Origin of the sequence: Okeania sp. SIO1H4 (assembly GCF_010672695.1) — a bacterium.
GTDB lineage: Bacteria > Cyanobacteriota > Cyanobacteriia > Cyanobacteriales > Microcoleaceae > Okeania > Okeania hirsuta.
This window is the reverse complement of the sequence record NZ_JAAHGB010000081.1, coordinates 1-25,396: the sequence shown is the minus strand read 5'-3', so window position 1 is coordinate 25,396 and position 25,396 is coordinate 1. Positions and strand designations below refer to the sequence as shown.

Here is a 25,396-nt window from a genome sequence, read left to right as displayed (position 1 = left end):
AAAATCTCTGTCAGCTTGTTTGCAAAGCATTACGTAGGAAAAACCACATTCACTACATTCATCAGTTCTCAAGTGTAACGGCATTTTCTGTTGATGCCCACAGTTTGAAAATATTTGAGAACTTGGATAAAATCTATCAGCTATAATTAATTCACTGCCGCCGTACCACTGACATTTATATATAGAACCCCTAAACGGATCTATTTAAAAATAGAGAAGGAGATGGGGAGATGGGGAGATGGGGAGATGAGAGTATTTTTCTACCTGCAAGGGAAGCTACCAGGTTTGCTATTGGGCGACGCAGGGTCTCATCCGCTTTTTCCCCATTCTCGTTCCTGAATTTCCACAACTTCCTCAGGCTGAGGACGGAAGCCAAAAGCACATACCGCGTCCAAAGATACGCTCAGGGGTTCTATAAGCTGACGCTTAAATTCATAAAATCCACAATCAGCAATAGCACTTGCTAATTTGTGATCTCTTGGTGCGCGTTCCCTTGCGACTATAGTCGTCGCGGGGTCGCACCGCTTTTTGAGCATTCCACTAAAACCTTTTTTTTGAGGATATAATATATAGAAAAATAGTCGAGATTTAACTTTCCTGGGGAGCAAGATTCTAAATTGCGATCATGGAAGAGCAGCGTCATCTTTGATTCGCTGTATAGAGGATGTCACCTACTATAATATTGTGTAGTGGAGACTAAGCTTTCTTTTTAGAAAGATATAGTAAAAATTCAAATTTTTTGATGCAAATAATTGATTCTAGAACTAGAAAGTTAAGGTGAGGAGCAAAAGAGGCAAAAATCTTATCGTTATTCCATTTCTGTTGGTTTAAGTAATAGTTCCACTCCCTCTAATATTTTTTCTACTCTCTCCGGTGAAAGAGTACCTATTTTATCTGTCAATTTTGCTTTTTCTACTGTGAAAATCTGGGATATATTCACAACTATTTTATCTGGTAAATTTGCCTCACCCACTGCCAAAACAATATTGCCAGGAACAGCAGCAAGCTTGAGATTAGAACTTAAACTACAAACAACCACAGTCTTAATCAAACTAAAATTAAAAACATTGTTCTGAATTACAACATGAGGATGTCTGTAAGTAGCTTGAGAACCGGATGGTTCATCTAATTCAATCCAGAATATATCACCTTGATTAATTAGCACTCGTCCTCTATTATACTCCTATGATGTCCACTAATACTACTTATTGATGTTGATACTTCTGTATCAGAAACATCCTCATAAGCAGCATTTATTTTTTCTAGCAATAGTCGATTTTGATGCCGACGAATAAACTCTTCTAGAGCGATCGCTATTAAACGACTTCTAGATATTTTCATTTCTGCTGCTAGTGCTTCAGCTTGTTCAAACAGATACTCTTGTAATGAAATTGCAGTTTTGACAGTGGCCATATAATTATAATTTAACTTTTATGTTAGTATAATCATAGGTTATATTGCTGTCAATACTTATTCAAAAAGGTCTCACCTCTTGAATTTATTGAGACATTTAACTCCTCCTGATACTGAAACTCAAAATCATCCTAGTATTCTAGATTTAATTTGGAGTTAATTTGTTTCAAATAATTCCAGAGAAAATCTTAAATTCGGGAAAAATCTAAAATCTAACAATGAAAAATGCAGAGGCCAGAAGGAAAAATTGCTTGGGGTTTGAATCTTAATCCAGCTTGATTCGGCAAGGGGTCTCCCATTATAGTGACAGCTTAACGGTGAGGGGAATTGCCGACAGTAAATTAAACTGGTGTCGATTGATGTTCGACATATTACTTTAATTGCTCAATAGTTACACGACCGCAACTAGCAATAAAATAGGAACCATTCTACAGTACAGGTTTCCGATAAAATCTTGCCAGGTAATCAGCAAAGTCTCTCCTGATCAAACTGCTAGAAACAGTTTTGAGATTAGCTATAAATTTACTCAATTGAATTTTTGGGTTGCGGTAAGTGTAATATAAAAATTATGATAATTACCGAAAAATTGTGGGTATGCGCCTCCCCTTTTAAGGGGATAAAAAAGAGCATATTCGCTAAGGTCAAGCCTCCTTATTGCAGAGGTACTGATAACTGATAACTGATGACTGATAACTGAAATGACTCATTGCTATAAAATCAACCCCACTGCTGAACAGTCAGCCAAAATTGATTATTGGTTGGAACACCTGCGAAGGCATTGGAATTACGCCCTAGGTCAAAGGCTAGACTGGTTGAATAGAACCAGATTTCAAATTGACCGTTGTTCGATAGTGTCATGTCCTATTGGTGAGATTCCTCAGCTACCAGATTATTATTTTCAGCAATCAGCACTTAAACAGATAAAAAAGTTGTTTCCAGATTATCAGGAAATCTATTCTGAAGTCCAGCAAATTAACTTGCAAAGACTAGATAAAGGTTGGAAACGTTGGTTAATATCTGAAAAGAAAGGTAAAAGTGGAGGGCGACCTAGATTCAAAAAATCAGGTAAGTTAAGGTCATTTTGTTTCAGTAGAGTCAATCATCCTAGAGCAGTAGTTAAGTTTGATAGCAAGCAAATCATTATTAGTAAGTTTGGTACTATTCCTGTAATAGTTCATAGACCTATACCAGATGGGTTTGTTATCAAAACTGCAACTATAACCAAAAAAGCTGACGGCTATTATGTGAGTTTTAGCTGGGAAGATAACCCTCCCCTAACCCTTCCAGGGAGGGGAACTGAAGGGGTGGGTTTAATTCCTACAGATAATATTAAGACTGCTATAGGTATTGATGTAGGCTTAAAAAAAATCTTAACTACTAATACTGATGAGACTGTTTCTGTGCCTAATTTATATAGAAAAGTAGAATCTAATTTAGGTAGAAAACAGCGTAAAGTACCCAGAAAACAAAACGGGTCTAATAACTGGAAAAAGGCACAGAATAGAATAGCTAGATTATATCAAAAAATTGCTAGACAAAGAGAAGATTTTCACTACAAAACAGCTTATAAGTTAGTTAAACAATATGACTTAATTGCCGTTGAAGACCTTAATCTTAAAGGTTTAGCTAAAAATACTAAACTATCAAAATCGATTTATGATGTTGCCTGGGGAACTTTTATTGAAAAACTGAATGCAGTAGCGGTAAAACGCGGTGTTCATGTTGTTAAAGTTAGCCCTCATAACACATCGATTAATTGCAGTAATTGTGGTCAAAAAGTACCTAAGACTTTATCAGTTAGAACTCATTCTTGTTATAAATGTGGAACGGTACTAGACAGAGACGAGAATGCAGCAATTAACATATTGGATAAAGCTTTAAGCGAGATGGGTATCATCTTGCCTGCTTGTGGAGGCGTAAGACGTTTGTCAGCCTGTGTTCGCCTAGCGTTACGCCAGCAAAGCAAAAAACTTCTAAAACTTGGGTTCAATTATCTTTGCTTGCGAGCTTCCCGTTATAATCTCCGATTTAACGGGAGAGAACTTCACTTGCAGGAAGTGGAAAATATCCAGTATTCCAGCCTTCATGGCAAAAAGGCAAGAAATTCTATGTGTCTAATCACAGAACCTTCAGTTTCTGCCATCCTATAACTTCTGCCACTGAAGTAAATATTTTATTTCTACTAAATTTAATCATAACTATGGAAACCTTTCTGACTTTACTTTACCAAACTACTCAATATGCAAATACCATAGTGAAGACTCAGCTCATACATCTAAGTTGGGTCAGTTTGATCATTATATTTGTAGCTGGTTTACTTACCAGTTTGACACCCTGTATGCTTTCGATGTTACCAATAACTATTGGCTACATTGGCGGATATGAAGCTAAAAGTCGTCTCCAAGCTGCTGTTCAATCTACTTGGTTTTCTTTAGGATTAGCCACAACTCTTGCTGGTTTGGGAATTCTAGCATCATTACTGGGAAAAGTATATGGTCAAGTAGGTATAGGATTGCCAATTATTGTTAGTATAGTTGCTATTTTAATGGGTCTGAATTTACTAGAAGCATTGCCATTACCTATGCCTTCTTTTGACAGTATGGGATGGATTTCTCAAGATTTACCCAAAGGAATACGTTCATATTTATTAGGTTTAACATTTGGTTTGGTCGCATCTCCCTGCAGCACTCCCGTATTAGCAACATTATTAGCTTGGGTTTCTACAACTGGAGATTTGGTTTTAGGAGGAATTTTATTGTTATTTTATGCCCTTGGTTATGTAACTCCTTTGATATTAGCAGGTACTTTTATAGCTAATATTAAAAAATTTTTAGAACTGCGAAAATGGTCTAGTTGGATTACACCTGCTAGTGGTATTTTATTAGTTGGTTTTGGTGTATTTTCACTGTTATTTAGAATAGTACCAGTTACTTAAAGAAGCAGTCAGCGGTCAGCAATCAGCAATCAGCAGATTTTTTTTGAGACCCCCTTGTTTGTGGAGTATTCCGGAATGGAAAGGAGATTTCAAATCCTCCGAGGGCCATCCGGCTGATAAGAAGCTGGGGATTTTTACCCGGAGCTGCTAAAAGCTGTTAACGCAGTTTCTCCTACCGAGGCTAGCTGATAGCTAGTTAAAAAAAGTAGTCTGATAGATAGTAGTAATTTATGGTTGAGGCGACGAATAAAAAACAGTCAAAATAGGTGAAAAATATGCTCAAAAGTTTATACAGTAATGGTTTTACCTTGAAAAACTATTTTTTAGATATATCTAGTAGCGTGTCTAGCTTTAAAATGTGGGTAAAGCAATTGCGGCAGAAGGCAGTAAATTCAATATTATCGGCCTGTATTTACCCACAATTTTAGTCTGGACGAGCTACTAGGTTTTCCTCGGTCATCCTACACAAACAGCTATTTTTACCTTTTTCAGGTATTTCCCTTGCTAATACTGGATTTAAAGCCATTTTCGGTATCAAAAATCTCAAAGTACCGTTATGACGAATGATTTAGGATTGCTGCACTTGACTTTTTCGAGGGAATATTACTATTGGTACACTACGATGAAAAAATATAAAATCTGATAGGAATTAAATTAATGGATGCTAAAGATTCAGGATTAGGCTGGACGTTCAATCCTCTCAAAATATTTAGAAGAGAAATATTGCCATTATTGGCTGATTTACGGTTAGCGATCGCTCTACTATTAGTAATTGCTATAAGCAGTATTTCTGGGACAGTTATAGAGCAAGGTGAATCAATAAATTTTTATCAGGAAAATTATCCAGAAAAACCAGCATTATTTGGATTTTTGACTTGGAAAGTAATTTTGTTATTAGAGTTAGACCATGTCTATCGTACTTGGTGGTTTTTATCAATATTAGTTTTGTTTGGAGCAAGTTTAACAGCTTGTACTTTTACGCGACAAATGCCAGCTCTAAAGTCTGCTAATCGCTGGAAATTCTATAATAAGAAACAACAATTTGAGAACTTAGCATTAAGCACAGAAATAGAAAAAGCTTCCCTAGATTCCCTAGAAAAAATATTACAGCAACGTGGTTATCAGGTATTTCAAGAAGGAGATAAACTTTATGGGCGAAAAGGAATTATTGGCAAAATTGGCCCGATAATAGTTCACGCTAGTATGTTGATTATTTTAGCAGGGTCAATAGTTGGTTCAATGACTGGATTTATCGGTCAAGAAATAGTGCCGAGTGGAGAAACTTTTCAAATTAAAAATATTGTGGATGCCGGAATTTTTGCCGAATCACAAATTCCTCAAGATTGGTTAGTCCGGGTAAATCGTTTCTGGATTGACTATACTCCAGAAGGAGCAATTGACCAGTTTTATTCAGATCTATCAGTATTAGATAAAAATGGCTCTGAAGTCGATAGGAAAACTATATTTGTAAATCAACCTATGAGATATCATGGGGTGACAATGTATCAGGCAGATTGGGCGATCGCTGCAGTTCAAGTCAGAGTTAATAGAAGTCCTGTTTTTGAGTTACCAATGGCCAAATTAAATACGGCGGGAGGGGGCAGAATTTGGGGAACTTGGATTCCGACTAAACCAGATTTGAGTGAGGGTGTATCTCTACTGGCAAGAGATTTACAAGGAACTGTATTAATTTACGATGCTACTGGTAAATTAGTTGCTAGTGTGCGGGAAGGAATGTCTACAGAAGTTAATGGGATAACGCTATTTGTTGACAAGATTATAGGTAGCACGGGTTTACAAATAAAAGCTGACCCTGGAATTCCTATTGTTTATTTAGGTTTTGGTTTATTGATGTTGAGTGTGTTGATGAGTTATGTTTCTCACTCGCAAATTTGGGCTTGGCAAGAAAGCGAGCGGGTTTATATTGGGGGTAAAACTAATCGCGCTAGTGTGGCCTTTGAACGGGAAATGTTGGAAATTTTAGATAGATTAGATCGTAGACCTCTTGCAAAAGTGGCTGATACAGTATGATGGGACTACTCAGTAGCGATCGCTAACTCCAAACAGGCGAGGGAGGGTGGGAAGTGTGGGGAGGGTGGAGAGTACAGGGTCTGGTCTGACCCTATGCTGCAAACTTCATGCAAGACCCGCATCCTCTTTTCGGACTACACTCGCGTTATACCGTCGATGATGAAAAACCTACCCTTGTCAGGATGGGGTGCTGGGGGCTTGTAACTGTTGGCTAAAATCTGGTATTATCTATAAAAATCTGGGATTATCTGTTTATGCTACTTGGATTCAAAACTGAGTTACACCCCACAAACCAGCAAAAAACATTGCTGGCTAAACACGCTGGTGTAGCCGGTCATGCCTATAATTGGGGACTATGGTTAACTAGGAACATTCTCGATCACAATTCAAATAATCCTGACAGTAAACTGAAATTTCCTACCGCAATCGACCTGCATAAACTTTTGGTGGCAATGGTTAAACCGAATAACTATTGGTATTATGAAGTCTCTAAAACAGCGCCTCAATATGCTTTGAGGTATTTATCAAATGCTTGGAAACGTTGCTTTACCAAAGTGTCTGATCAACCTAAATTCAAGAAAAAAGGTAGAGACGATAGTTTCACTCTAGATGGCTCAATCTCAGTAGGTTTTAATCAAATTAAATTACCCCGAATTGGATGGGTGAAAACTTTTGAAATATTACCAGATAATATCAATCCCAAGTCTGTAACCATTAGTAAAAAAGCTAATCGTTGGTTTGTCAGCTTTAAAGTAGAAAGAGAATCTCAAAACACTGAAAAATCAGTAGATGTAGTTGGTGTAGACTTAGGAGTTAAAACTTTGGCAACATTGTCAACAGGAGAAGTATTCGATGGTGGTAAACCTTACAAAAAATTAGAATCCAAACTATCACGATTGCAATACCTAAACAGACATAAAACCAAGTTTTCGTTTTCGTCTAATTGGAAAAAAGCACAGCTAAAAATAGCTAAATTACACAACAAAATAGCTGACATCAGGAAAGATAAGTTGCATAAACTGACTACCTATTTGGCTAAAAACCACAGCCAGATAGTAATAGAAGACTTAAATGTATCAGGAATGATGTCAAATCACAAGCTAGCTAAGGCCGTTGCTGATATGGGTTTTTATGAGTTTCGTAGGCAGTTGGAGTACAAGTGTGAGTTATACGGTTCTGAGCTAGTTGTTATGGATAGATGGTTTCCTAGTTCTAAGACTTGCAGTAGGTGTGGAGCTGTTAAAGAGTCTCTGTTGATCAGAGCGCGTTTTCAATTGCGAACACTGCAATTTTAGCTGTGATCGAGACTTAAATGCAGCGTTAAATTTAGCTATGGCGGTCAGTTTGCTCCGCAACGCTAACGCGAACGACCGTGACAGCTTGCGGACTGGATAACGCCGACGTTGCCAGGTAGAAGCAGGAATAGAACAGATTATTTATAGAAAATCATAGATTTATATAGATAATCATAGGTTTCTAAGAACGGTGTAGAGCGAGTATTTTTCAACCTGCTTGGTGCGCGCTAGAATACCCTAAATGTGGTCATATCAAGAAGAAAAAACTTTCTGTTTGCGCAGCATTCCGCAGGAATAGAAAACATAATTGTAGTAGTTGTGGATATAAAATAAATCATGATATAGCTGCTGCAAAAGTAATTAGAAACAGAAAAGTTAGGACATCCCTTTTCTCTTTTTTCTACTGCCTTTCAAGCATTTATTGTCCTAATACCATTTCTCTGTAAAAATGCGCTTAATAATTGTTGCTCAGACTTTATTACACTGACTATTTTCATTTTTAATATTAAGTGCAACTTTATGGAGAGATGGTATAACTAAAAAAACGTATTGCTATGCTTTTTTAAATAATAGAGTTGTTGGGAATTAAGCTAAAAAAATGGCTAAAACCCTTATTAGTCAAAGTTTATAGTGTTTTTTAAGCCTCAAATCCTCAAAAGCTTATATAGTAAACTTTTGAGGCTTTTGAATTTTTATTTCCCAACAACTCTAATGATTAAAGTTAGAGAAACTCAGGTCGAAGTCTACTATTAATATCATGTCCTCATATCCGAAGGCAATCGTTTGTATAAACCCAAGGGTGAATATCTACAGATTTAAGTTTTTTTCTTGCTCAATAGCCTTCCTTCCTCTTCCCTCTTCCAACTTCGGTCTTCCTTACCTTCGCGCTTACAATACCGATGCTACCGGACATGATATAAGTTAGAAAAAATGTAAAGTCTTAGCTAATAAAGAGACTGCACTAATAACTCCAATAATAATCATCAAGTTATTGAAGTATTTTGATAATTTATTGGCAATATTTTTGTCTGGCAAGGTACGGTTAACAATCTGCCAATCTGAAGATAAGACTAAACTAGATAAACCACGCCAAATATCAGCATCAATTAAAGTTTGCTCTTTTTTTATTCCGGTTACAACTACAATTAAACTCTGTTGAGTTGGCAAGCGATATTCTTTCAATTCCACAGCTAATTCCTGTTGACGTTGGGGTGAAGCTTCGGCAATTTTATTAGTGGTATTTGGCAACTTATCTTGGAGTATTTTTTTCGCTTGTTCAGTATTAGTTAATTTTTGTAGATGCTGAAAATCAACTTGAAAACCAAGCTCTCCTCCTAAACTTACAGCTTGACTAATTTCTACTGTGAAATGTTGTCTTTCTTCTGTATTTAAAGCCATAGCAGCTAACATTCGTAAAGTTCTTTCATTATCTGGAGAATCTGAAATTACCCAAGCTATGGAAATCCGAATTTGACGGTCGGCAAAATCAACTCGCTCTGTAGGTTCGATACCTGTTAATAAACACAGTAAGTTATTATTTTTCCTACTTAAAACTACTGAAGCAGACTCACTATCAATTAGTTTATTTGCTTCCTGAAGTATAGCAGGCAAATTTTGTTTATCTATTCTAGTTTTACTCTCTTCAGTAACCTTTAGCCAACGATAATCATCATCTTGATAAAAGCCTCTACTTTCAATATATATTTCCATATAAATCTCCTGTTTTAAATTTGATAATTTGAAGAAGGAAGAAGGAAGAAGGAAGAAAAAGTGGATAGGGACTCAAAACCCAACCAATAATAATATCAAATCCGGTAGCATTGACATAATTAGATAGTTATTAGGAGTCAGGAGAGAAGAGAATTTAGAAAGATTTTCGCTCTGGCTGAAGATGAAAAATTTTTTATACCGAATTAAGAGAATTTGATATAAAAACTGCGTAGACGGTGGGATATTAAATCCAAAATAAAAAGATAAAAATAATGAATAAAATAGGTATTTGTATTTGGGACTGGTTATCGTATGTTTGTTAGATTAAATTTTCCTCATAATCTGGTATTTTTTGACCATAAATTATGAATTAATACGCCACTTATTCATATCAAGTAACTACAATTATCTGTCACTTCTAAAGTAATAAATTTTGCTTTGATAGGGAGCAAGCACTACAAACAATTCGATTGATAAATCACTCATTTTCTTCTTATACCAAGCGTGAAAAAAGAATGTTACGAATTAATTTGGGCAATAAAAAGAATTTATAGTAAATGTCCCTTTGACTAATAAGATAAGTTATGAACTAAGAAATGGTATGGAAGCTATTCATTATGCCTCTTGACTCCTGTCTCCTGTCTCCTGACTCAATAGCAATAACCTAAATATTTGTAGCAAAGATTTATTAAACTGGTATTAGATAGTAGGGTGCATTAGTAAAGGTAATACACGATGGTATTAATAGGATTTGATGAAATTTCTAAATCAATAACTTAAATTTTTAAAGCACTCTAATATCAACAACTATAAGTTATCATTTTCTTTATGGGTTTAATACCAATTTGATAAATGTTTGCTACAAATAGTTAGGGTATTTCTTAGGAGTCAGGAGACAGGAGACAGGAGACAGAATGAATTGCTTCAATACCATTTTCAGGTTGGAAATCATTTTTTTGTCAAAGGACATATCTTGCATTTGTATTTTTATTCCCCTTACTGTTCGTAACATTCTTTTTTCACGCTTGGTATAATACCCCACCGTCTACACGGTGTTCAAAATTACTTGGGGGAGCGTAGACGCGGAGCGGCTTGTCGAAGACTATCCATAAGTAATTTCCCTCCTGTCTCCTGTCTCCTGTCTCCTGTCTCCTGTCTCCTTCTTCAAAATAAATCTCTGCCCTGAAGTACGACAAAACCCGCAGTATTTTTACAACCCTTAGAAAACTGAGTCAAAGCATTTTTAATATGAGCATCTAAACCAATCCAACTAACAACAGCTTGTAAAAATTTAGGGGTACGCCCTTCATGGTGCATTTTCAACAAAAACCGTAATAAGTAACGTAAAGGTTGGTCATTATCCACGGGATTATATTCAGCATTGCGACTAATTTTTCTAAATCCAAAAGTAGGTAAATAATTATTTCTTGGTTCTTCAATGGTTGTACAAATTACACAACCCAAAGTTTGTACTGGAGTAATGGCAATGGCAACTTGAGAATTTAATGGTGGAGAGGATAAGAAATTAAGCAAGTCGGCATATTCCTTTTTGATTCTTTCTAATAATTGTTTGGCTGCTCTCTCTCCTTTTGTCATTTCCATCTCGCATTTAACTGGAGCAAATATGACTAAGCGAGGTTCTCGAATATCTTTATAAGCTTCTTTAAACATGGCTGTTATTTGCTTTGGTTTATTCACATATTCATTAAATTTTCCCTTAGACATCATTAATGCTGGCGTATCAATAGCAATTACAACTACAGCAGCATCATTCATCAATTCCCTGACAAATTTTCTCTCGTTAGGACTAGCTTTATCAGAAATATAACCTCCTGGATAGTCATAAAAATTCAGTCTTAAAAATGGCTTTTTATCCTGTTCAGCTAAGTCAAATATAAAAGAACGAACTTCTGAAGAACCGGGAATACCTGCTCCTGGTTGGACTTTAAAAGTTTCTGTGACACTTTTTAATTCTTTGAGGCGTTTTTTGAGAATAGCGTGACTTTCTGCTTCCGGAATTAGTTGGAGGTTAGCCTGAAAACTTATTCTTTTAAATTGTTCGTACATTGAAGTTAATAGGCTAGTTTTACCAACAGCGCTAGGACCTAGAAGTGTGATTTTTAGTTCATTCATAGTAATCATAATTCCTTGATTTTATTGTCAATTTGAAGAGTAGTTAATAGTTCAAAAAGTTACAGCAAATTCGCTCGTATCTGAAGTACAGAAGACATATCCTTCAAAAGAGGGGAGAGGGAATAGGGAACCCACCCCTCGCCCCTCCCCCTCCCAGGAGGGGAGTAATTGATAATTTATGGATAATAATTGATTTAATTTTTAATTATCGGAGGTGTCTAGATATTAATGATCGGATGTTTGTAGTGTGGGCATCTTGACCGCTATGGATATATTCATCATGGAATATGCTGTAATATTAGTCTGCCTACTTACACTTAATAGATAAGTGATAATGTAAACGTCTCGCTTACCTACGGGAGCAAGATGCTCCCACTGCCATTGCTATAAAATATTGAGATTAATCCTATATAATATCCCCCAAAACCTCTTTCTATCTCCTATTCCCTAACTATTAATTAATAAATTGTAGAAATTCTAATTGATTAGCCTTACCAACTATATCTACTAACCTTTGCCATTCTTTAAGTGAATTTGAACCTTCTCCCATGGGTTTAAAATAAGTAGGCCAAACTTGCGATCGCACTTCATATAAAAACACGGGCCATTCATTTTTGATTTCTTCTCCACGCAATACTTGATCGACAAATTCTTCTACTGCTGCAAATACAGCTAATTTAGGTTCTGATGATAAATCTGCTAAGGCTTCTTGACATTTATAAACTGTTTCTTGGTGCAATTGTGTTAAATTTTCTAGCACTTCTTCAGCGGTGGGTTTAGCAGATAATCGGAGGGAAGTATCGTCAGGAGTTAAATCATCTAAGTGTTGTCTAATCCGGTAATGAAAATTTACTTCATAAGACATTTCAAAATTCCATAAATTCTGGAAAGCTCTGCGTAAATTTATTTGCTCATCAGAAACTTTTTTATTAGCAATAACTTGCAAAAAATTAGCTCCTCTCGCAGTAGTTAAACCTCCTAAACTTCCTTGGCTTGTTAATACTTTAGTTATCTGTGACTTGGCTGCGTCAATTAATTGTTTTAAGCCATTATCTAGAGAATTAAAATGTCTGGTTAAATGAGTTCTAATTTTATGCAAATATTCTGCATAAACAATTTCCCAAGAACCCTTTTCTCGATGTCTAACTTTAATTTCTTGTAAATCAGGAATTCCTGCATCTTCTTTACAAGCTTGAATTGCTACCTCTACTTGTGGTTGAAAAAAGTCTTCATCTACTAAATAACGCTGCTGTTTAAAATTATCTAGCAATTCCATTAGACCCACTGATAAGTTGCTAATAAACTGATTGTATAGAGGTAGAAATACTCCCATTTCATTTTGATTGGCAGTAGGACTTGCCAAAGCTTGACGAGCCTTTTCAATCTCTGTATTTACAGTGTTTTGTAGCTCTATCATTCGTTCCTGACAAGAGGAAGCATATTGTCGATCTAAGCTCTGAATTTTAGTAGCTAAATAATTCAAAACAGTATCTAATATTTTCAGATTAGCTACTTCCACATCAGCACAATTAGCAATAATACAATCCACTAAATTCAGATGTTTTTTATCAAGATCGTCAGCCAAATCTTGACAATTATTGAAATTATTACCATTTGCCGAATTAGCATTAGTTTGATTCAGAATCATAAAAGACCACAAATCTAAAGGCAAATCTACAATTGCCGCCCTAGCTGTGTCATAAAGTCGGACATCAACATCTGCCCAATAGTCACCTTTGGCACTGGGCATTCTCACAAATAAAACAGCATCAATATCCTGACTTAATGTCTGAATTAATCGTGTTTCATCTCCCACACCAGTATCACCTAATCCAGGCATATCAACTAAAGCTATTTGCCCAACATCAGTATTAGGAAAAGGGCAGGTAATTTTCACTTCTTTAACTGCTAAATAATTAAAAAATATCCGTTGACCATCAGCAGTATCTTGAGCCACATATTCCCGAATTTCATTACTAGAAATACGCTTGGGTGGAGAATTTAATAATCCCACATATTTATCAATATTAGTATGATATCGATTCAAATGTTCATACATCGCACCCGGTGCAGCATATCCAGGCAAATTTTCTGGCAATGGTGGCAAAGGTTTAGAAGCAAATTCGACTAAATTATTAGGTTTAGCACCCAGATGTAGCTTTTCATAATAGGGAGCGATAACTTCATCGATAAACGATCGCTCCGAATGAAAATAAACCTCACCAAAAGTCGTAACATTGGGGTTGTGGTGAATAGTGCTACGAACGCCCGTACAATGTTGGCGATCGCCATCGGGAATTTCTGTGGTAGTCAACCCTGTCAAACTTTGCAAAAGGCGACTTTTTCCTTGTCTGGCACGCCCTACTACCCCAATATTCAAAGTATCACGGGAAAAACGGATTTTCAGTTTTGCTAACGCTTCTAACTCTGTAGCAATTTTCAGATGCAGTGCCAGAAAATCAATTTCCGCCAGTCTACCTTGAATTTTCCGGTCTTCTATTTGGGTAACTAATTTATTGCGTTGAGATTCGAGAGCGTGTAGCCCTGAGGTAAGTTCCCTCAAATTTTCTTCTGTGCGTTCAATTTTCTGAACAAGGGGACGACGCTTATCGATAATATCACTAATAGTTTCATTTCTATTTCGCATAGCTAAATTCCTCTATGAATATTTCAGCAGAATTAGAGGATGGTAATTTGGAGATTTCCAATATCCTTCTCTCTGAATTTAGCTACAAATTCTCCCCCCTCGCTTCCGGTTAAATTTTAGTAATTAGTAATTGGGAATTAGCAGTTTGCAAATGGTAGTTAATTTTTATAGGACTTATATCATGTTCGGATAATCACTTATAATAAAGTCATTGCGACTGGAACGGAGTGGAAGGTTTGCGTAGCATTCCGTAAGGAAAGCAATCTCAGAGGTTTGAGATATCTCTTCTATCTATAATCCTAATTATAACTATTCAGGAGATGTCTATTAGCCCACCCGCGACAATAACACCATAGAATATTTTTTTCTACTTGATAAATCAAAAAGTCGCCTGCTTATGGGTGAGGGGAAGAGACCCAATTTTTTGGTAAAGTTCTAGTGTAGGATGGCAGAAATAACTAACCAGTTACAAAATCCTAAAAGCTTTACCAATCAATACTTTTGACTTTTGACTTCCGCATAGTGGCACTAGCCTGAATTTTTCATCATTAGTATTTTCAAACCAGAACGAGGATGTAAACTGGGAATAGAACTAAGGGATAAATCTTGATTTGGCTCTAATTTCCACTGATAATTACGCAATAGTAGAGAACTAAAAATTTTCATTTCCATTTGGGCAAAAGCATAACCCAAACAAAATCTGGAACCTCCACCAAAACCAACTAAGCTATAATCCATCTTCTTATCTTCAGCTCTTTCTCGATCAAAACGCTCTGGATCGAATTCGGAAGGATTAGTATAAACTCTTCGATCTTGGTGAGTTTTTTCAATACGATATAATACCTGCCAACCTTGAGGCACATAGTAACCGTTATAGGTAAAAGGTTTAACCACACCTCGAAAACCTCCACCAACAGGAGGATATAGTCTTTCTACTTCTTTGAGCACTTGCTCTAAATAAGGCATTTGTTTGAATTGCTCATTACTCAACTCTCCCTGCTGTTTTAAATTTTCTTGCTCCGCTTTTGCTTGTGCCAAAATATCAGGATGTTGTGCTAATGCCATACATAATGAGGTAAGCATTGATGTTGTGGTTTCATGTCCAGCAAATAGCATAAGTAGTGCCTGCACTTTAATTTCTTCCAGACTGAGACTATTCCCTTCTTCATCTCTAGTTTCGATTAATAAACTTAGTGCATCTTGAGTCGGATTTTTTTCTCTTTCTCTGATTTCTGCTTCTATATGCTTCAGTAAAAAATCTCTCGCCTTCAACGCTGAGGTATAAGTAGTAAAAGGTAGCCTAATGGGAAAACTAAATAAACCTGCGGTTAGTTCGCTAAATTTTCGAGACAAAAGTGCAGTTTTTGTTCCTGGTTTACTACCTAAAAGCAATATACTCGCAACTTCAAAGGTCATCTGTTTCATTTCTGGTAGTAAAGTCAGATGTTTCATCTCAGACCATTTCACCAAATAACGATTGATAGTATCAACCATAGTTGCAAAATAATTCCTTAAAGCTTGCCCATGAAAAGCAGGCATTAATAATCGACGGTTTCTTTGATGTTCTTCCCCTTCTTGCAAGAAAAGAGATCTGCCTAAAAGTTCGTGAAAACTTTTCGGCCAACCGTCATGCCAGGAAAAATGGTCAAAATGAGTCTGGAGAATAAAACGGTTTGCTTCAGGGCCAATCATTACAATTGTAGGACGACCTAATATATGAGTTTTGAAGATAGTACCGTATTTTTCTTCTCGTCGATCAGCGAAATTACGATCTCTTAGAAAATCAATGGTTTCACCAATTAATGGAAGTCCAAAACTACCAGGGGGTAAAGGATGAGTATTTTCTTCTGTCTTCTTAATAGTTTGCATTTTGATAGTTTTTTGTGTGATATGATTAGTAGTCTACCATTGCTGGAATAACAACACAGACCAGATGAAGTATTTGAACAAAAACCTACGATTTAATTCTGCATTGATTCTCTAACTCGATTAATCCAGCCTTGACCTCGTTTCAGCACTAAACTTTGTGTTATTCACACGTCGGTAGTTTTATTGAAGTATTCTGTTTGTTTACTGATCCATGATCTTTAATTAGTAAAGATTTTCCAGTTCCCGATCATTCATAGCTCAATTTACAAACACCTAATAATAACAATTTTTTAGGGACATTTCATAGAACATCCCTACTTACTTCCTTGTTGGCAAGCGCCCTATCACTAGAGAATACCTGCAAATTGAGGCTATAAATAATTGCATTAAACCTTTTCGCGATTTGCTTTTTTATTTCCCCATTACTAATTACTAATTACCGAAAAATTGTGGTTTAAAACCTCCCTTTTCAAGGGGATAATAAAGAAAAAAAATCATGATTAGTCAATCCTCTTCTTTTCAAGGAGAGGTAATTATTAATTATTAATTTTTGAACATTATCCATCAGTAATTTTCTGCATTTTATTCTTAGATAGCTGACGACTAACAGAAGAAACTGCTCTTACAGGAATCTCTGTTAATTGAGCTAAAATCAAATTCCAGAGATAGCCATATTGAGGATTATTTTTCAGTAATAAAAATTCGGCAAATACATAAAATCTTTTGGTTCTTTTGTATTCAGGAGGATTATCTTCAATCCTAATTTGTTCTGGTTTAGGCAATTTATGACCGATAATTTTTCCTTGCTCATAATACTTTGCTTGAATAGAAAGTCCTAATAATCTATCCAAACACCAAAAAGGAAAATATTTAAACGGTCCTGACAAAATCATCGCATCTCTAATATCTGCCAAAGTTGCTTGTACTATTTCATTTTTCCATACCTTTTTATCAAAGTTTTCTGTATGCCATCCTTGATGATCTTTTCTTTTCCCTAAAAGACACAAGGGATTGAATTTATTATGCAAAGGAGCTATGGGTATTTCCACCATATAATTCGGTTGATTTTGTAATTTTTGGTCTCCCGTCCTTACACCACAAGTATTCATTTCATCAATATTAAATATTGATTCCCATGGAGATTTTAAACTAGCCTCATCACCATATTTTACATCTTTTCTATTAAGCCTTAAAACCCAACTATCAGGATATTTAGTAAAATATTTTCTAGTTATTTCTGCAATATCTGGATGCAAAAGTTCATCACAATTTACTGTTAAAATATATTTTCCCGAAGCATTTACTAACCCAGTCATTCTTTGAATTATTTCTCCGCGAAATGAACTATTTATTTGTTGCATTCGGGGGTCGCTAATTGGCAGTTTTTCCATTCCTGGAGGGTGGGCTAAAATTAACTCTACATCTCCATTGATTTTTAAAAGGGTTTCGATCCAATATTCAGGAAGACCTTCTCTTGTGGGTACTACAATTGATAATATTGGCTGGGTCATTTTTATGTATATTAGCTAAGTTTTAGCTACATTGTATCAAATTTTTTTATCGTCAGCCAATAATTTAATTTTGGGGTAATTTTACAGAAATTTTATAGCAAATATTGAAGAAGGAAGAAGAAAAAAGTGGATGGGGCAACTTTTAAGCATTCCCTCCGCGTCTACAAATCCTAACCAAATTGTAGAAACTCTGTAGACGGTAGGATATTAAACCAATAAAGAAAAAGATAAATAGAACTTTATCTAAATTATATTTAAAGTCTCGAACGCCATTTTTCTAATGCTAAATCAATGGGTGCATCTCAATGCAAGAATAAAGCCAAAATTTTATCGCTTTTAGGCAACAGGCAACAGGTAACAGGGAATAGGGAATATATAGGAAAAAAGTATTTTTGCAAATGTGAGATGCACCCAAATCAATTAATGAGTCTAGAGATTTATAACAATCTAAAATTTCTGTTTTTAATTCTTCTCCTATTCTTGCTTCCCATAGTTTTTTATAATGTTTAAATAGCTCCATATCTTCACAGGTGAGAGGTTTTGGTTTTTTTGGGATATTTCATAATTCTAAGAACTGCTTTAATATATTTTTCCCTCATATTTTTGCTTATCGGTAACGAAAAGTAGTATATACGATTACCAATATCGATAGAAAACTGAGAATAATTACCTCCTATTTCAATTGCTTCTATTAATTTTTGCATACTCCTTTTATGCCGATTTATTTCTGTTCCTACTCCACTGGATACATAACCTTCAATCAAAGCTTGATCTTGCCAATCTTTCCAAATTCTAGCTCTGCCAATTCTCGAACTTTCACCTCCTTTATATGGTATCCAGAGAAATATTATTAATTCGCCTTTATCCAGGAAAAATTCAGCACAAAATTTACAACTTTTCCCACTACCAATTCCATATTTAATACTCCCAGCAGAAGAAAATTCTTGCATCCTACTGTCAAACTTCAGAATTTTCTGTCAAACTCTCAATACCTCCTCCTGCTGTTGAACATCTAAATTATTTACAACTTTCAAAAGTACTGTGGGTGGGGTAGGTAAATCTAAATCATTTTCTAGCTCCTGATAGGGAATAATTGCCTTTGAAATCTCCCCATTATCAATATCTTTCAAACAAAAATAAAAGTTATTCCCATCTGAAATAACAGAAAACTCTAAAAACTGAAAATCAAGAGTGTGATATTTTCGATCTGTAAAATTATCCCGATGAAAACTAGGAGTAATTGCCACTAATCTCACAGGTTGCTGATAATCAACTTTGTCACTAAAAGGTTTCTCATCTAACAAAGCATCATAATAACGAGTCAACTGTTGAACAATTCCCCTATCCTCAACATTTTTTAACTCCAACACCACTAATTTTTCCTGACTATCAATAGCTAAAATATCGCACCTTTGAATATTAACGATATATTGTCTGTCTAAGACCTTCAAACCTAGTAAAATTTCTAAGTTTTCATCAAGAAAATCTTCTAAAATCTCTTCACTGACAAATTCCCACCCAGAACCATTCTTGATTAAATATGCGTTACTGAACATATATAATTGAATCTAAATTTTTGATACAATTTTAGACTTGTTTAGAAACAGCAACAGTGATATTAATCTCTGTTTGTAACCGATGCAATTCTACTTTTTTTATGGTTAGATCTCATTTTTATTTAATATAGATTTTGTGACCTAATTATGCTGAATGTATGGCTGTAAAATCAATTTTTATCACATTCTTGATTCTGCCATTAATTTAGGCAAAACTACCAGGAAAAATCCCATCCAAGTTAATATAGGAATAGAGATAATAACTGTTAACCAAACAATTTTAAACACTAACCAACTACTACTAATAATAGTGATTCCTGTCATAAGTATTGACCAAGGTTGACACCACCAAGGTTTGTAATTCCAAGGGTTAAACTTTTCTTGTTCAATTGAATTTTTCATAAATAATAAACGAAGAATAAGGAATACAAAAAGTGAAATAAACTTGCCGAAAGTAACAAAGTAACAAGGAGAAAGTTTTTTTATTAGTAATGAACCAAATTTGATGTTAATTAGAATTTAAACGTTTGGTAATTTGTTTAATTATGCCACTGAGAATTGCACCTCCCATCAAAATTCCGATAGCTGGAGTAAATACTGGTTCCCATAATCTATGCCAAAGATCCAGACCTAAAGCCACTCCAGAATAACGACCAATCACAGCGATCGCGAACCAAGCAAAACCAATTATTACTAGAAATACATCTGCTACTAAAAATGTATCTAACCAGTTGAGTAATTTTTCTTTCATTGTTAGTAATTTTCCATTAATATTTTAAGTTATTATACTATAACTAGGTAAGTAACATTATTTATATATTTACTCATCTATATTTTTTGTTATCTATTTTAAGCTATTATACCAATTTTTATGTATAAATCCCACAAAAAAAAATAAATATTTTACTCCTAAAAAGGAACTAATCCAATCCTATTATATACTTATTTCTATTATTTTTCCTTTTTATGTTCTTGATTACGAATTCCAACTTCAGTTTTTCCTTTTTTCTTTTCTTTACTAATATGACATTGCTCGATCAAATTGGTTTTATCCATTTTAACTATCAACTATGAATATCAAATTAGCAGTTAGAAATTAACTCATAGTTTAACAGCCTTTTTCTGTTACCTTTGTAGGGATAAAAACAGTTACAGTGGTTTGTTCTAAAGGAATACTTTGGATTTTTAATTGCCCATTATGTAATTCAGTAATTTGTTTAGCAATACTGAGACCTAAGCCCGATCCCTGTTGCTCATATATTTTACGATTAAATTGTTTATAAGCTCCGATATTAGAAATTTCATTAACACTCATTCCTTTGCCAAAATCTATAAAATCAACAGCAAAAACATGATGAACTAATCTACCTACTACCTTAACTTTTGTGCCGAAATCAGAAAATTTAAAGGCATTGTCTAATAATTCATCTACAATTTTTCTAAAGTTAGGCTCAGAAATTTTTAAATGAGTATTTTCTGATGCAATCTCTAAGTCTTTTAAGCGATTAAAACTTCTTGCTTTTTCTAGAGCAACCTCTCTAATTATTGACTTAGGATTACTAACAGAACCTGTTGTAAATAATTTTAATCTATCTCGCTCCCGTGATAATAGCTCTAAATCTGCATATAGTAAAAAATTCTGGATTAGTCTATATAAACGGTGCGCAGAAATGTGAATATTTTCTACCATTTCTAAAATTTCATCGTTTTCTAATTCTTGAAACTCTTCAATAATAAAATTGGCAGAACCAATAATTCCATTGAGTGGAGTGCGTAGTTCGTGAGGTAGAGATAAAGTTATACTACTTCTTAATTCATCTAGTTGTTCTTGAGTTTTTCTTTGAATAGTTCCTTGTTTTTCTAATCTGGTATTAATTGCTTTCATTAATTCATCTCTGGTAAAAGGTTTTGTCAAGTAATCGTCAGCTCCTAATTCCATTGCTTCTCTTAAATCAGCTTTTGTGGATTTTGCAGTCAGAAAAATAAATGGAATTGTTTCTGTTACTAAATTTTTCCGTAATAATTTTAATACTTCATAACCATCAAGTTCTGGCATCATTACATCACAAATAATTAAATCTGGAACAATTTCTAGAGCTTTTTCTACTCCTCTTCTACCATTTTCTGCCTCTATTGCTATAAAATTTTCTGCTTCTAAAACATCTGTAATTATTTCTAAAATTACTTTTTCATCTTCAATCACTAGAATTTTTTTCATTTATATTTTCCTTTTCTAAATTTAACGGTAAGATGACAGTAAATGTAGTTCCTACCCCAACTTCACTTTCGACAAAAATTTGACCTCTATGTAAATCTACACAATTTTTGACAATAGTAAGTCCTAACCCTGTACCAGAAATATTAATAGCATTTTGAGCGCGGTAGAAAGAGTCAAATAAATATTTTTGTTCTGCTGCTGGAATTCCCATACCTTCATCTTGAATTTGAAAAATTGCATAGTTATTTAAGTAAGAAAGTTTGAGAAAAATATGACTACCTTGGGTCGAATATTTAACTGCATTCCAAAGTAAGTTGGATAGAATATGTCGCAACAATTTTTCATCTATGAAAACCAATTCAAATATTTGTGCCCTAGATTCATTTTGTGATTCTGGTGGAGCATTATAGATAGCATCATTTTGCTTTTGTTCTTGCTGAATTGAATCCGATTGAATGAAATTTAAAATACTTAGATTAATCCCATCTTTGCCAGAATCTTTCGTTGTTAATTGCTTGGCTTCTTGAAGCACAAAATGAAGGGAATATTGACTACCAATACTGAGTTTAATATCTTCTATAAGACCTCGACAAAAATTTTCTAAATCTAATGGTGCCGGGTTAAATTCAAAATTACCTGATTCTTTTTTGCCTATAACCAATATATCATTAAGTAACCCTGTCATATGTTGAGCTGTAGCTTGTATACGACGCAAATAAGTCAGTTTTTTTTCTTCATTCCATTTATGACTATAGTATTCTAATGCTTCTGCCGAAGCTAATATAGTAGTTAAAGGAGTACGGAATTCATGGGATGCCATGGAAATAAATTGAGATTTAAGTTGATTCAATTCTTTTTCTATTTCTAGTGCTTTCTTTATTTCAGTTTCTGCCCACTTGCGCTCTGTAATATTTTCAATATCACCTTCATAAGCAATTAAATTACCTTCTGGGTCACGCACTGCTCTGGCATTCTCAGAAACCCAGATGATACTCCCATCAGCACGATAAGCTTGATACTCAAACTTTAATACACTTCCATCCCTGCTAATTAAATCAATAAATTCATCTCTAGAGTTAGAATTAACATAAATTTGTTTGCCAATATCAGTAACTTTTGCCATCATGTCCTCTGGCGAGTCATAACCAAATATCTCGGCTAAAGTAGGATTACCATAAAGGTAATGCCCATCTGGTGTAGACTGAAAAATACCTTCAACTGAATTCTCAAAAATGTTACGATATTTAGCCTCAGTTGAATTTAGTTCTTGATATGCTGTTTCTAATTGTAATCTAGTATTAAACTCAGTTTTGTGCAAAGATTCATATAAATATACAGAAATATCACAAATTAAACATACCCAGAAAATGCCAAGATGCATCTTCATAAAATTCCAATCTAAAGGTGCTACATCCAAACCAAGAATCTGATTGACACCAAAGTAATAACCTAATACAGTAATCTGAGATATTAGGTGTAAAAACCATCTAACCGGAATTAAAGTTGCCTGAGAAAAGAAAGTCAACATCCAGACAAAAAACTCAGGATTAACATTTCTCGTAACTGTATCTGAAATTTGCTTGATCATAGTCACAGACCAAGAAAAGCAGAGAAATATTAGACCAAGATGACGACTACCCCAGGAACTTCGTAGTAGAAATATACAACCAAGTAAGGTTAAATGTACTAAAATCCTGGCAATTTCCCACTCTTCTAAAGGAGGGTATTTATCTAGTATGAAGAAGATTAAACTGAGTATACTTCTACTCAAGAAAAAGAAAAAAGCTAGCCACAATGTTAAATTTAGTCGAGCAATCAAAAAACGATGTTGCCACTGTGGATATGAAACATTTGTTAAGTCTCTGCTATTTTCAGAAGTAGGGTTAGCACTATCCAAATAGCTCAGTATTTTCTCAATAGGGGATAGTCTCTGTAGTTTTTTCAGCCATCCATTTCGCATAGCTAATTAGATTGAAACCTCATAATTTAAGTCATAGACTTCGTACATCAGAATATTGTAATATAGCTGTCCTAAATAAGTTTTGAATAAATGTTAGTTATCTAAATACTAAGAGTGACTTCTCTTGATATGTAGCTAATGTTCATATTCTATCTAGGATAGCTATAGTAGGTTAAATATGAGCTAACTACAATTTTTTTTCACTCGTCATTAACAATAATTTAGGGCAGGCAAAAATTATTAATTATTTACAGCTAGCTCCGTCTAAAATGGTATGATTATTTTTACTGTATATTAGTTATATTTATACCTAAATTGTTAGTCAAATTATGGTTAGTTATACCTTGCCTCAAAATCCAGATACGATTATAACTGTTAGGGGGAAAGAGTCACCCCGAGCTCGTCAGAAAGCTATGGATAAGCTTGTGGAAATGATGGACTCTGGTGAAATACTCACAGAATTAGAAAATGGATTTAGTCCGGAGCAATTTATTGAGGTCAAAGAGTCAAAAGAATCAAAGGAAATTGCCTCTGAGGAAGAAGAAGCTGTTGCCCAAGCAGTACAAATACTTAGCGATCTAGCAGCACTGAAGATTAAGGTTGTAGAATCGAGAGAGGAAGCACTAAAGATTCGTTCTGCAATTGAGGTACTATTCACAGATGAAGCTGTCACTGTTGAAGAAATTGCTAATCTTAAAGATGGTTTTAAGGTGTTGAAAACTTTTGCTGTGGCTAATTTACGTTATAGAGAAGCAAGAGAAAAAGCAGAAGAAGCTCGTATTATCTTAGACCAAGCGCTAAAATCTGCCGAATCAGAAATCAAGCAATCTCCTAAACCGGATAAATAAGTTTTCTAGTATCTAATAGACTTCTATAGGCAATTAACTATAGCAAAGAAAGGGTTGGTTAGGACATATATTGATAATGAATCTTAGATAGGAAAGGTTTTTCTCACTATTTTCTATCTATGCATATCTACTACAATATCTAGATATAAGTAATCAAAGCTATTATTGCCTACATCAGTAATATTGCTGAGGGTGATGTAATTATAGTTTCCTGTAATAAATTTATAAAATCTCTACATCATCCCACAAGTCAGACAGTATTATGAAACTTTAAATCAGAGAAGATCAGATAGTTAAGTATATACTCATTTTATCAAATATTTACTTTATATATGCTACTCATAAAAAAAGCATATTTTTCATCTATATTGATTGATAATTAAATTAATAACTATTTTATAGAAGTTGAAATGTATCAATGTTTCATCAAAAATGCTCAAGGGTGACTAACTTTTAGAACTAGAGTTTAGCGTTCTAGACAACAAAATTGTGATCTGCATCATTACAAAAATTGAGAGATGTCACATCTTTTAATGATGTGACTCATTGAAGGTTACCTAATAATAATTGATACTGGGTATCGTGATTATCAAATAAAACCGATTTAAAATTTTTTAATATACTACTGGAGAAAACTTTTAATCATGTCTACAAAACAAGCTCAGTTAATCAAATTCTTGAAGTGGGAGTTGTCCATCTCTGATTCAGCGATCGCCATTGCTTTACGACATGAGGAAGAAGACCCTAATCAATTACCGATGATACTTTGGCAATACGGTCTTGTAACATTGAAGCAGTTAGATCAAATATTCGACTGGTTGCAGATGGCCCATATTTAATCGACTATATTTCCTGAATTATCTAGGCCATAGATATATTACCTTGGTAATACAAGTGAAGCGACATTTAAGGAGGTATGAATTGGGTTTTAAACCAAGAAAAATTATAAAAACTAAATTGAATAAAAAATTTCAATTAAACAAGGGAGTATCTCAGTTAGCTTTTTCAGCAAGATTACTCCCTTTTTTTTATGGAATAATAAACAGGGAAAAATTATATATAGCTATCAGCATTTAGCATTCAGCATTCAGCATTCAGCTAGAGTCAAAACTTTTAACTGTAATGTTTTGAAGTTTCTTAGTTGTCCTAATCTCAATGCGTAGTGCTATAGCAGAAGAAAGAAGGAAGAAGGAAAAATCGCGTTGTCTTAATTTTAAGCTTTTGAAATGTCCGCGCTCTTTTCTTCGACTGCTATAAATCTTTTTTATTA

Annotated in this window: 21 protein-coding genes and 3 pseudogenes; 7 read left to right on the top strand and 17 right to left on the bottom strand. The window is 34.5% G+C overall.

Translation table 11 applies throughout. The features are described 5' to 3' along the window. From F6K06_RS29250 to F6K06_RS29230, 5 genes and pseudogenes are all read right to left on the bottom strand, one after another. A pseudogene (locus F6K06_RS29250) lies at window positions 1-180 on the bottom strand (zinc ribbon domain-containing protein); the annotation flags it as partial. Between the two features lie 128 nt (window positions 181-308). Next, window positions 309-536 (bottom strand): hypothetical protein, encoded by a 228-nt coding sequence (locus F6K06_RS29245; RefSeq protein ID WP_124154675.1) that lies wholly within the window; start codon window positions 534-536, stop codon window positions 309-311. Window positions 537-808: 272 nt separating this feature from the next. Then, on the bottom strand, window positions 809-1,165 hold the full coding sequence (locus F6K06_RS29240) for a type II toxin-antitoxin system PemK/MazF family toxin (RefSeq protein ID WP_124144962.1): 357 nt from the start codon (window positions 1,163-1,165) through the stop codon (window positions 809-811). Next, complete coding sequence (locus F6K06_RS29235; protein ID WP_124144963.1) at window positions 1,159-1,413, bottom strand: hypothetical protein; 255 nt, start codon at window positions 1,411-1,413, stop codon at window positions 1,159-1,161. The genes F6K06_RS29240 and F6K06_RS29235 overlap by 7 nt, the downstream gene beginning before the upstream one ends. Window positions 1,414-1,784: 371 nt before the next feature. Further along, window positions 1,785-1,955: pseudogene (locus F6K06_RS29230) on the bottom strand (transposase); the annotation flags it as partial. 156 nt (window positions 1,956-2,111) lie between these two features. Here F6K06_RS29230 and F6K06_RS29225 point away from each other — a divergent pair. From F6K06_RS29225 to F6K06_RS29205, 5 genes and pseudogenes are all read left to right on the top strand, one after another. After that, window positions 2,112-3,563, top strand: coding sequence for a transposase (locus F6K06_RS29225; protein ID WP_240038952.1), 1,452 nt, complete (start codon window positions 2,112-2,114; stop codon window positions 3,561-3,563). Window positions 3,564-3,613: 50 nt separating this feature from the next. Beyond that, on the top strand, window positions 3,614-4,348 hold the full coding sequence (locus tag F6K06_RS29220) for a cytochrome c biogenesis protein CcdA (RefSeq protein WP_124144964.1): 735 nt from the start codon (window positions 3,614-3,616) through the stop codon (window positions 4,346-4,348). A gap of 657 nt (window positions 4,349-5,005) precedes the next feature. Next, window positions 5,006-6,379: a cytochrome c biogenesis protein gene (locus F6K06_RS29215; RefSeq protein ID WP_287244254.1), complete on the top strand. Its 1,374-nt coding sequence runs from the start codon at window positions 5,006-5,008 to the stop codon at window positions 6,377-6,379. A gap of 254 nt (window positions 6,380-6,633) precedes the next feature. Continuing rightward, window positions 6,634-7,674, top strand: a complete 1,041-nt coding sequence (locus tag F6K06_RS29210) for an RNA-guided endonuclease TnpB family protein (RefSeq protein ID WP_287244256.1) — start codon at window positions 6,634-6,636, stop codon at window positions 7,672-7,674. After that, window positions 7,673-7,774 (top strand): annotated as a pseudogene (locus tag F6K06_RS29205) (hypothetical protein); the annotation flags it as partial. The gene F6K06_RS29210 and the pseudogene F6K06_RS29205, both read left to right, overlap by 2 nt. An 821-nt stretch (window positions 7,775-8,595) precedes the next feature. Here the strand turns inward: F6K06_RS29205 and F6K06_RS29200 are convergent. The 12 genes from F6K06_RS29200 to F6K06_RS29145 form a co-directional block, all read right to left on the bottom strand. Beyond that, entirely contained in the window at window positions 8,596-9,384 is a 789-nt protein-coding gene (locus tag F6K06_RS29200; RefSeq protein WP_287244258.1) for a hypothetical protein, read from the bottom strand. Window positions 9,385-10,403: 1,019 nt separating this feature from the next. Continuing rightward, window positions 10,404-10,580: a hypothetical protein gene (locus F6K06_RS29195; RefSeq protein WP_287244260.1), complete on the bottom strand. Its 177-nt coding sequence runs from the start codon at window positions 10,578-10,580 to the stop codon at window positions 10,404-10,406. Beyond that, complete coding sequence (locus F6K06_RS29190; RefSeq protein WP_124144978.1) at window positions 10,549-11,517, bottom strand: hypothetical protein; 969 nt, start codon at window positions 11,515-11,517, stop codon at window positions 10,549-10,551. The genes F6K06_RS29195 and F6K06_RS29190 overlap by 32 nt, the downstream gene beginning before the upstream one ends. 454 nt (window positions 11,518-11,971) lie before the next feature. After that, the gene (locus F6K06_RS29185; RefSeq protein ID WP_287244263.1) at window positions 11,972-14,164 is read right to left on the bottom strand and encodes a hypothetical protein; all 2,193 of its coding nucleotides are present in this window, start codon (window positions 14,162-14,164) and stop codon (window positions 11,972-11,974) included. A 528-nt stretch (window positions 14,165-14,692) separates the two neighbouring features. Further along, a complete protein-coding gene (locus tag F6K06_RS29180; protein WP_287244266.1) occupies window positions 14,693-16,033 on the bottom strand; it encodes a cytochrome P450 in 1,341 nt (446 codons plus the stop codon). Between the two features lie 557 nt (window positions 16,034-16,590). Then, window positions 16,591-17,544 (bottom strand): transposase, encoded by a 954-nt coding sequence (locus F6K06_RS29175; protein WP_124144969.1) that lies wholly within the window; start codon window positions 17,542-17,544, stop codon window positions 16,591-16,593. Window positions 17,545-18,068: 524 nt separating this feature from the next. Beyond that, complete coding sequence (locus F6K06_RS29170; protein ID WP_124144970.1) at window positions 18,069-18,494, bottom strand: hypothetical protein; 426 nt, start codon at window positions 18,492-18,494, stop codon at window positions 18,069-18,071. Between the two features lie 27 nt (window positions 18,495-18,521). Beyond that, on the bottom strand, window positions 18,522-19,100 hold the full coding sequence (locus F6K06_RS29165; RefSeq protein WP_124144971.1) for an endonuclease NucS domain-containing protein: 579 nt from the start codon (window positions 19,098-19,100) through the stop codon (window positions 18,522-18,524). A 180-nt stretch (window positions 19,101-19,280) separates the two neighbouring features. Beyond that, a complete protein-coding gene (locus F6K06_RS29160; protein WP_287244270.1) occupies window positions 19,281-19,502 on the bottom strand; it encodes a DUF6737 family protein in 222 nt (73 codons plus the stop codon). Between the two features lie 106 nt (window positions 19,503-19,608). Beyond that, window positions 19,609-19,851, bottom strand: coding sequence for a hypothetical protein (locus tag F6K06_RS29155; protein WP_124144973.1), 243 nt, complete (start codon window positions 19,849-19,851; stop codon window positions 19,609-19,611). A 357-nt stretch (window positions 19,852-20,208) separates the two neighbouring features. Further along, the gene (locus tag F6K06_RS29150) at window positions 20,209-21,318 is read right to left on the bottom strand and encodes a response regulator (RefSeq protein ID WP_124144974.1); all 1,110 of its coding nucleotides are present in this window, start codon (window positions 21,316-21,318) and stop codon (window positions 20,209-20,211) included. Then, window positions 21,296-23,215 (bottom strand): PAS domain-containing sensor histidine kinase, encoded by a 1,920-nt coding sequence (locus F6K06_RS29145; RefSeq protein WP_287244274.1) that lies wholly within the window; start codon window positions 23,213-23,215, stop codon window positions 21,296-21,298. The genes F6K06_RS29150 and F6K06_RS29145 overlap by 23 nt, the downstream gene beginning before the upstream one ends. Window positions 23,216-23,607: 392 nt before the next feature. Here F6K06_RS29145 and F6K06_RS29140 point away from each other — a divergent pair, with 392 nt between their 5' ends. Continuing rightward, window positions 23,608-24,126: a hypothetical protein gene (locus tag F6K06_RS29140; RefSeq protein ID WP_124144976.1), complete on the top strand. Its 519-nt coding sequence runs from the start codon at window positions 23,608-23,610 to the stop codon at window positions 24,124-24,126. A 644-nt stretch (window positions 24,127-24,770) separates the two neighbouring features. After that, window positions 24,771-24,965, top strand: a complete 195-nt coding sequence (locus tag F6K06_RS29135; RefSeq protein ID WP_124143954.1) for a DUF2949 domain-containing protein — start codon at window positions 24,771-24,773, stop codon at window positions 24,963-24,965. Window positions 24,966-25,396: the final 431 nt, after the last annotated feature.

Excerpts from the sequence above, each read along its gene's own strand:
- F6K06_RS29245 (WP_124154675.1), bottom strand. The coding sequence starts at position 536 with ATGCTCAAAAAGCGGTGCGACCCCGCGACGACTATAGTCGCAAGGGAA.
- F6K06_RS29235 (WP_124144963.1), bottom strand. The coding sequence starts at position 1,413 with ATGGCCACTGTCAAAACTGCAATTTCATTACAAGAGTATCTGTTTGAA.
- F6K06_RS29225 (WP_240038952.1), top strand. The coding sequence starts at position 2,112 with ATGACTCATTGCTATAAAATCAACCCCACTGCTGAACAGTCAGCCAAA.
- F6K06_RS29220 (WP_124144964.1), top strand. The coding sequence starts at position 3,614 with ATGGAAACCTTTCTGACTTTACTTTACCAAACTACTCAATATGCAAAT.
- F6K06_RS29215 (WP_287244254.1), top strand. The coding sequence starts at position 5,006 with ATGGATGCTAAAGATTCAGGATTAGGCTGGACGTTCAATCCTCTCAAA.
- F6K06_RS29210 (WP_287244256.1), top strand. The coding sequence starts at position 6,634 with ATGCTACTTGGATTCAAAACTGAGTTACACCCCACAAACCAGCAAAAA.
- F6K06_RS29200 (WP_287244258.1), bottom strand. The coding sequence starts at position 9,384 with ATGGAAATATATATTGAAAGTAGAGGCTTTTATCAAGATGATGATTAT.
- F6K06_RS29190 (WP_124144978.1), bottom strand. The coding sequence starts at position 11,517 with ATGAATGAACTAAAAATCACACTTCTAGGTCCTAGCGCTGTTGGTAAA.
- F6K06_RS29185 (WP_287244263.1), bottom strand. The coding sequence starts at position 14,164 with ATGCGAAATAGAAATGAAACTATTAGTGATATTATCGATAAGCGTCGT.
- F6K06_RS29180 (WP_287244266.1), bottom strand. The coding sequence starts at position 16,033 with ATGCAAACTATTAAGAAGACAGAAGAAAATACTCATCCTTTACCCCCT.
- F6K06_RS29175 (WP_124144969.1), bottom strand. The coding sequence starts at position 17,544 with ATGACCCAGCCAATATTATCAATTGTAGTACCCACAAGAGAAGGTCTT.
- F6K06_RS29170 (WP_124144970.1), bottom strand. The coding sequence starts at position 18,494 with ATGCAAGAATTTTCTTCTGCTGGGAGTATTAAATATGGAATTGGTAGT.
- F6K06_RS29165 (WP_124144971.1), bottom strand. The coding sequence starts at position 19,100 with ATGTTCAGTAACGCATATTTAATCAAGAATGGTTCTGGGTGGGAATTT.
- F6K06_RS29160 (WP_287244270.1), bottom strand. The coding sequence starts at position 19,502 with ATGAAAAATTCAATTGAACAAGAAAAGTTTAACCCTTGGAATTACAAA.
- F6K06_RS29155 (WP_124144973.1), bottom strand. The coding sequence starts at position 19,851 with ATGAAAGAAAAATTACTCAACTGGTTAGATACATTTTTAGTAGCAGAT.
- F6K06_RS29150 (WP_124144974.1), bottom strand. The coding sequence starts at position 21,318 with ATGAAAAAAATTCTAGTGATTGAAGATGAAAAAGTAATTTTAGAAATA.
- F6K06_RS29140 (WP_124144976.1), top strand. The coding sequence starts at position 23,608 with ATGGTTAGTTATACCTTGCCTCAAAATCCAGATACGATTATAACTGTT.
- F6K06_RS29135 (WP_124143954.1), top strand. The coding sequence starts at position 24,771 with ATGTCTACAAAACAAGCTCAGTTAATCAAATTCTTGAAGTGGGAGTTG.